General features: G+C 45.8%; 4 protein-coding genes and 2 pseudogenes. 4 read left to right on the top strand and 2 right to left on the bottom strand.

Annotated elements, in window-relative coordinates:
- The 4 genes and pseudogenes from B5D35_RS21580 to folD form a co-directional block, all read left to right on the top strand.
- Positions 1–243 (top strand): annotated as a pseudogene (locus B5D35_RS21580) (group II intron reverse transcriptase/maturase); the annotation flags it as partial.
- A 1696-nt stretch (positions 244–1939) separates the two neighbouring features.
- Positions 1940–3127 (top strand): MFS transporter, encoded by a 1188-nt coding sequence (locus B5D35_RS21570; protein ID WP_078754530.1) that lies wholly within the window; start codon positions 1940–1942, stop codon positions 3125–3127.
- Between the two features lie 316 nt (positions 3128–3443).
- Complete coding sequence (locus tag B5D35_RS21565) at positions 3444–4112, top strand: S1 family peptidase (protein WP_244556701.1); 669 nt, start codon at positions 3444–3446, stop codon at positions 4110–4112.
- 109 nt (positions 4113–4221) lie between these two features.
- Entirely contained in the window at positions 4222–5076 is an 855-nt protein-coding gene (folD, locus tag B5D35_RS21560) for a bifunctional methylenetetrahydrofolate dehydrogenase/methenyltetrahydrofolate cyclohydrolase FolD (RefSeq protein WP_078754529.1), read from the top strand.
- Between the two features lie 74 nt (positions 5077–5150).
- Here the strand turns inward: folD and B5D35_RS21555 are convergent.
- Together B5D35_RS21555 and wecA are read right to left on the bottom strand one after the other, a co-directional pair.
- Positions 5151–6317: pseudogene (locus B5D35_RS21555) on the bottom strand (nucleotide sugar dehydrogenase).
- Between the two features lie 688 nt (positions 6318–7005).
- Positions 7006–8121: a UDP-N-acetylglucosamine--undecaprenyl-phosphate N-acetylglucosaminephosphotransferase gene (gene wecA, locus B5D35_RS21550; RefSeq protein ID WP_078754528.1), complete on the bottom strand. Its 1116-nt coding sequence runs from the start codon at positions 8119–8121 to the stop codon at positions 7006–7008.
- Positions 8122–8169 lie beyond the last annotated feature (48 nt).

The following is an 8169-nucleotide window of genomic DNA, read 5'->3' as shown; positions in this document are numbered from 1 at the left end:
GTGCGTCGAAAATATTATATGAACCGCACAGGTGGATGGCAATTTCATGGTTGGCAGAAAATCGCCAACATGGACTGTCACTTTAATCTGGTTCAGATAGCCCAAACCCCAATTAAAAGGCATGTGAAAATCATAAGCAAAGCTACGCCTTACGATCCCTTCTATGAACCTTACCTTAAAGAGCGTAAGCCAAAGAAACTGGGACGAAACTCGTGGTTTGATCCTGTCTTAGCTGCATTGTGATTGCTGGGTAACGTAACACGCCTTAGCGGAGGCTTGAGCCGTATGCAGTGAAAGTTGCACGTACGGTTCTTAGGAGGGCGGCACTTGGTAACAAGTGTCGCCTATCCGACAAAGGCGTGTCAGGCAAATCTGTTCTGGTACTGAATCATAAATGTGTCTTGTACGGTCTAGTCGTGACTTGCAACCTAGTGTGTAAGATCGAGTATTAGCCTGCACTGCTAAAGGAATCGGCCTAGGAGCCGTCTGGGCGGAAAGAGCGTTTGGTAGGTGAAGTGTCCTTATGGACTGTACTTCTCAGTGTGTTTCCACGTAAAGGCGTCTCTAGATTACTCATACCAGCTTTGCTATCGATACTAATATGAATCATTAATTAAAATGATCGTAATACAGATTGTTGTCTGTGATCACACTTACCATTTAATAGTAAACTTAATTATTACCTTGGGCTCAATTCAAAGATATGTATGGGGTGATAAGTCAGTATATGAATGGTGTCCGAGGCGAAACTTGAACTCGCACGGCGCGAATTGAGACGGATTTTAAATCCATTTTGTCTACCGACTCCAACACTAGGGCAAAAAAAACGGTGCAGCAATTTACTTGCTACACCGTTATATGTGTGGCGTCCCCTGCAGGATTCGAACCTGCGACCACATGCTTAGCTTACCACTACAGTTTTCACTGCCACCATTCGGTGTTTGTAGTCTGGACTATATCATCACCCACAGCCATAACTGTTTGGGTGGAGGGCGCTAGTGATGTTTTACGCAATGAGTTCGCATTGCATCATCTAGTCTCTGCACCTTCTTCACACGCTTGTGAAGCTTGGCTCAGGATTGCCACCGCCATTACGCGCTGAGGTTTCCCTGAATTCACCCTCTACACTGTAAAAGTTTCCTAATACAGGCTCCTCTCTTAAAGGCACGTGCTCTATCCAACTGAGCTAAGGGGACTTAATTTTTCATATTACCACTTTGCAGTATAAAGTGGTAACCAATAGTACTTTGTAGTAACTATCAACACCCTTAGTGGTAAGATTACCACTAACTAATCCCTAGAACTTCAATCACTCACTCACCTAGTGGTAAGTGTTTGGGGGTTAGTTGTGCTCTATCCGGCTGAGCTAAGGGCGCACTTGATTCACACGAGAGTGTAAATGCAAGGCCGGATTATAAGGCTCAATACGTTGTCGTCAACGGTTTTCCTCATAAAAGCCAGTTAAGTGTCTAGAAAACAAACATTCAACCCACATTTGTATGAGATCTGTCTATACGCGTAGCGCCTTTTCTCATTGGTTATAGAAGAAACAACGTCTGCCGCAGAGACCTCGTTGAGGGGGCTTGTATGAACGTGAACATCACATTTTATGAAGGCCGTTAGGCATGTCTTTTGTGTAGCTAGACGGTTTTAGTCCCACTCAATATTCATTGAAGCCCCCCTCTTTTCGTCTTTAACAATACGCATGCATAAACGTCGAAAAACAATTTTATAATCCACTATGTATCAACCACTTAATGCGCATTCACGTACATATTTATGCAGCCACATTGCAATCAATATATTTAATCGTCACGACAAATTTATCTCTCTTTACGTTTGCCATTGGCGAAAGAATAATCGCACCAGATCACATAATTAACCTGCTCGTTCTGAGCGGGTTTTTTCGTCTTAAATTCAACCTAGTAAGAGAAAAGCATTGCAACAGAACCCTGTTATTCAGGCTGATCGCAACAGCCCACTTGTGCCTGTTATCAGCCTAAGCCTTTTTGCAGTTGCCTCGGGATTCCTGATGAGCCTCATACCGCTTGCACTCGATGCAAGAGGCATGTCGCATGATCTTGCGTCTTGGTTAGCGAGCGTATTCTACGCAGGCCTTTTAGGCGGTTCGCTAATCAGCGCGCGCATTGTCGGCAAAGCGGGTCATCGCAAATCTCTGGTTGCTTTCCTTATTGCCATTGTCGGTACTGTTGGTTTGATGGCGACGATCGCCTCGCCTGCGGTATGGCTTGCTGCACGTTTTACCGCCGGTGTTGCGGTTGCGGGCGTATTCGTTGTCATAGAGTCTTGGCTATTAATGGCGGATACCGAAAAAGCACGTGCTAAACGTCTGGGTCTGTACATGGCGTCGCTTTACGGTGGCTCTGCACTAGGTCAACTTGGCATTGGTCTGTTCGGCACCGAAGGCGCAATGCCATTGATGGTCGTTGCAGCACTGATGTCTGCCGCTATGCTTCCACCGCTGGTCATGCGTAAAGGACAACCTCAATCTGTTGCGCATAGCAGCATTCATTTTAGTGAAATGAAAAGCTTGCCTGCGGCGGCCTACATCGGCTGTATTGTATCGGGGTTGATTCTGGGTGCGATTTACGGCTTGCTGCCTCTCGAACTGGAAGCAAAATACAGTCACGATCAGGTCGGCGCATTGATGGCGATTGTGATCCTTGGCGGAATGGCAGTTCAACCATTGGTGAGTTGGTTAAACTCACGCGTGGAAAAATCGTTGCTGATGGCCTTTTTCTGCTTGGCAGGCCTGCTTGCCATTGCTATGTACGAAATCGCTACCGTCGCTGCGGGTATGATGGCTGGTCTATTTATTTTAGGTGCCGCCGCTTTCGCGCTCTATCCTGTGGCTATTACGTTGGCATGTCGCGATCTGAGTGCCTCAAAAATTGTGGCAGCCGCTGAGCTCATGCTATTGAGCTACAGTGTTGGTTCAGTGATTGGCCCTGTGGTTGCGGGCGAAGCAATGAGCGTGGAAGGTGGACTCATGTTCTACTTGCTGATCTGCTTTGCCGCGACATTGATGTACATGCTTGTCTCCACCAAACGCAACCGCTCTCGTGGTGCAAATGGCGTGGATGCGGTGTTGCCCATCGATATCTAATTTACACAAAAATAAATTATGAAGGCGTGCTTTTATTAAAAACACGCCTTTTCGCTAATACCATTCACTATTCCTCCACACAGACAGCCACATAGTTACTGTATCAGCACCTCTTCATTCCTTTCATTGACGCCAATACAACAAAATCACAAACCAAACATCCTTTCATCATTTGTACATTTACCAACTTAGAACCTACGCTTAAACAATATCATAAACGAGACATGAGTCGCATAAAGGAGCGCCTTTGCCCTACTTTATAGTCAGGTCAATTTGCATCATTTCTACGCTGTGTTTGTTTCAGGGTTGCATTTTGGTGAATGGCCCCCTGGAAGTTGTTGAAGAAACCAACGTTCCAGCCGTTAAATATCTTCCTGTCGGCATTCCTTTGTTGCTCGGTGGGCACGGTACCAGTGTCCCTATTACGTCAGAATTAAGTCTTACCGCCAAGCATGTGGCAAAAGCGGATTTCAGTACCGTCATTTCCTACCATCCCGATTGTGATATAGCACTGATTAAGCAAGATAATACCAACATCACTTTTCCCGCGTTGGCGAAAGTGAGTGAGCAAGACGATTTAATCACGGTTGGCAAAAATCTCAGCGGACAAGTACTCAAAGGCGAAGGTATTTATTACCTCGACGTTCAGTTTGTCGACAGCCAATTGTTCGCCACCTGCCTTGCCAGTATCACAGATGCCCCCATCCAGTCAGGAATGAGCGGCGGCGGGGTTTTCAATAAAGAGGGAGACTTAGTTGGCATTATCTCTGGAATGTCCGGATCCAGTTTTCGCTTACTCGATGGTCGGGAACTGGGCAATGAAAGAACCTCAGTGTTTGTCTCAATGCAAAACGTAGAGGCCTGGTTAACAGAGGCCATCGAAGCTCACTACGGAAAGCAAATCGACGAACTGGTCACGCAAGAGCCTGCCTTAACCGAACAGTTTTTCTCTCAATTTATCGATACACCCACCGCAACTGAGTAATATCGACGTAAATGGCACAGCAGCGCAAACGTTTGCGCTATAGCCTTGTCACCTTTTTTTTGTCAAAATAAGGCCTGTACACCATCCCTTTCATTTCCAAAGGAAAACCATGGCCGCTCAAATCATTGATGGAAAAATCATCTCTCAAACCGTAAGACAAGAAGTCGCAGCACGCGTTGAAGCAAGAAAAGCAGTAGGATTGAGAGAGCCAGGCCTGGCCGTTGTTCTGGTTGGTGATGATCCAGCGTCTCAAGTCTATGTTGGGAGCAAGCGTCGTGTTTGTGAGGAAGTTGGCTTTATCTCTAAATCTTTCGATTTACCGTCAACCACCAGCGAAACCGAACTGCTGGCGTTAATCGACGAATTAAATGCGGATGCTGAAATTGATGGCATTCTAGTTCAATTGCCGCTTCCCGCACAAATGGACACCACTAATGTACTGGAACGCATTCACCCAGAGAAAGACGTCGATGGTTTCCACCCTTACAATGTGGGTCGCCTGTGTCAGCGTATTCCTAAACTGCGTTCTTGCACACCAAAAGGTATCATCACCTTATTAGAGCGCTATAACATCCCTCTGAGAGGGAAACACGCGGTGATCGTGGGTGCTTCAAACATTGTTGGCCGCCCAATGACCATGGAACTGCTGCTTTCTGGCTGTACCACCACCACTTGCCATCGGTTCACCAAAGACCTTGAGTCACACGTACGCCAAGCGGATCTTTTAGTGGTTGCCGTGGGTAAACCTAACTTCATTCCCGGCGATTGGATCAAAGAAGGCGCGGTTGTGATCGATGTTGGTATCAACCGTTTAGATAACGGTAAACTGGTCGGTGATATTGAATACAACGTGGCCCGAGAAAAAGCCAGCCACATCACCCCAGTACCTGGCGGTGTAGGCCCAATGACCGTAGCCACCTTGATAGAGAACACCCTGCTCGCTTGTGAGCAATTCCACTCATAGCCTGCGCAAACAATAAAAGAAAACCGCCAGACAACGGCGGTTTTTTGTTTTAATCCAGCCTCACGTTGCGCCTATTAATCCACCCCAAATAAATCACGTGTGTATACACGGTCCACAACATCCTCTAGAGCGCTGTCCATTCGGTTTGAAACGATCACATCTACGCGGTCTTTAAACGCCGCAAGATCGGTCATCACCTCCGAGTTAAACAGTGTCGCGTCTTTATACACCGGCTCATACACCACCACCTCAACGCCCTTGGCTTTTAGCCGCTTCATCACCCCAAGGATTGAAGACGCGCGAAAATTGTCTGAGCCTGATTTCATAATAAGGCGATATATCCCCACGACGTTGGGTTTTCTCTCCAAAATCGCGCGGGCGATAAAATCTTTACGGGTTCGATTCGCATCCACAATCGCCGCAATGATGTTGTTCGGCACCCTCTGGTAATTAGCAAGCAATTGCTTGGTGTCTTTTGGCAGGCAATACCCACCGTAACCAAAAGAAGGATTGTTATAGTGGTTTCCGATACGGGGGTCTAAACACACACCTTGAATAATTTCTTTGGTGCTCATACCCAGTGATTCGGCATAAGAATCAAGCTCGTTGAAAAAAGCGATACGCATAGCCAGGTAAGTGTTAGAAAAAAGTTTAATCGCTTCTGCTTCGGAGGTGTGTGTATACAAAACAGGAATGTCTTCTTTCACCGCGCCTTATACCAACAAGTTCGCAAATTGGCTCGCTCGTTCCGTGTTCGCGCCAATAATAATACGCGAAGGATGAAGGTTATCGTGAAGTGCGCGCCCTTCTCTTAAAAACTCAGGGGAAAAAAGAATGTTGTCTGAACCATGCCGTTGCTGCATTGCCAATGTAAATCCAACAGGAACCGTCGATTTAATCACGACCAAGGCTGTGGGATTAATCCGCATAACGTCTTCAATCACCTTTTCAACCGAAGACGTATCAAAGAAATTGGTGTCAGGATTGTAATTCGTCGGTGTGGCGACAATCACAATATCCGCCCACGAATAGGCCTCTCGGCTATCCAGTGTGGCGTAAAAACGAATATCGCCCCGAGATAAAAAGGCTTCTATCTCTTTGTCCGCTATCGGTGAATGCCCATCATTTAGCAACAAGACCTTCTCTTCAACAATATCCACCGCCACTACATTGTTGTGCTGTGCGAGTAGCATTGCGTTAGACAACCCTACATAACCCGTTCCTGCTACCGCTATCTTCATTCACGTTCCCTTTCAGTAAACCCCGCAAGAGATGGTTCTGCTTTACAGTTCAATGCCCATATTCAAGACACACCTTAAATGTAGAACATGACGGTTTACGGATGAAAATGAGGCGAAAAAAAGACGATGAGATGCCAGAGAGATGACATATTCCACGGTAGTCTAAAACGCAAAAAGCCAGCACTAGACCGTACTGGCTTTAACAATGAAACGATGCAGAAAGGCGATGGCTAAACTTTAATTTTAGCCCCAATGAATGCAACCGCTTCACACTGGGGACATTTCACTTTTTGGTAATGCCTTTTGGTGATTGAGCGCTCCATAATGTTGCGTCTCATTCGAAGAAAACCGCCCGTTTCTTTGCAATTTGGGCATGGCGTATTGCTAAACGTCAGCATGTCTCATACATCCATAAAAATAATGACTGCAATTTAATGCCGATAAAAACGACAAACAAGCCAGATTTTTGGATAATTCGCATTCTGATAGATAGATCACAATATGTGACCCGCGTTCCATTTATTCGTGTTATACGTTACTGTCAATATTGAAAATTGTGAGCATGATTTGTTGCAAGATCATAAAAAGCACGGCATTAGTGCGATAGCCATGACAATCTTAAGGTGAGCGCTTTATTGCGTGAAATAAAAAGGGAGCATTCGCTCCCTTTTTATTTTTGTCTAGAATCTTATCCCGTCGTTTCTTCTTCATAGGACTGCTTGCCCAACCACGATCGAATGCATGATGTAATTCTGAATATATGACTGATCACATAGAAATAAATCGCAAACAATACGAGAAAGAGCACAAACATCGCGGTTTCATTAACGTTATATACCTCGCCCAAAATCCCAAAAATGGCGAAGCAAAGCGACAACGTACAAATCACTACCAAGGTCATACTTGAAGAAAGGCCGATACGCTGGCAAATATGGTGAATATGCTCTCGGTCGGGCTTAAACGGCGATTGTCCCTTACGAACGCGTCGCGTCATGATAGTGGCCATATCCATCAAGGGTAATGCAATGAACCACAGTGCAGCGACGGGGCGAATTGCCTCAGTGTGTTCGGCTTGCGATGCACGAATTAAAAACCACACGATGGAAAAACCAATCAACATGCTGCCCGCATCACCCATGAAAATTTTAAATCTTGGGCCAAGAGGAATACCTAAATTTAGCAGTATGTAGGGCAGAATCGCTGCGATCATCATCCCGCAGCTGGTTGCCAAGTCGACATCACCACTGATGAGAAACATCACGCCTAACGCCGCAAAAGAAACCGATGCCAATCCCCCAAGGAGACCATCAATGCCATCAACCATGTTAAAGGCGTTAATGGCCCCAATGACGGCAATAATCGTCACAAAATAACTTACCCACTCAGGCAAAAAGACAGATACGTTACCCGTAATACTGCCCAGGCTGGCTAAACTTAGATCGGCTGTAAAAATCATGGCGAGCGAAATGCCAGCCTGCACGAGCAAACGCACTTTGAAGCTAATATCAAACTTGTCATCAAGTACACCGACAGTGATGAGCACGGCGCCACAAAATAGGTATAGCCAATCATCAGACGTCGTGTCGAGATAAAGAAATGACGTGATTAATATCGAAATATAAATAGAGACGCCACCCACAAGCGGTATCGCACCTTTATGGTGCTTTCTCTCACAGGGCTTATCGACAAGATTAACTTTCTTTGCCAACTTACGAAGGACAAAGAGAAAGAGAAAGAGAAAGAGAAAGAGAAAGAGAAAGAGAAAGAGAAAAGGGCTTTGTTGCTTAATTCGGTTGGAAGACATGGCAGCCTAAAGTTGTTCGGTTCTTAAGCAATATACTGAGTTTCAGGC

Source organism: Enterovibrio nigricans DSM 22720 (genome assembly GCF_900167155.1).
In the GTDB taxonomy this organism is placed as follows: Bacteria; Pseudomonadota; Gammaproteobacteria; order Enterobacterales; family Vibrionaceae; genus Enterovibrio; species Enterovibrio nigricans.
This window is presented reverse-complemented; position numbering and strand designations above follow the sequence as displayed.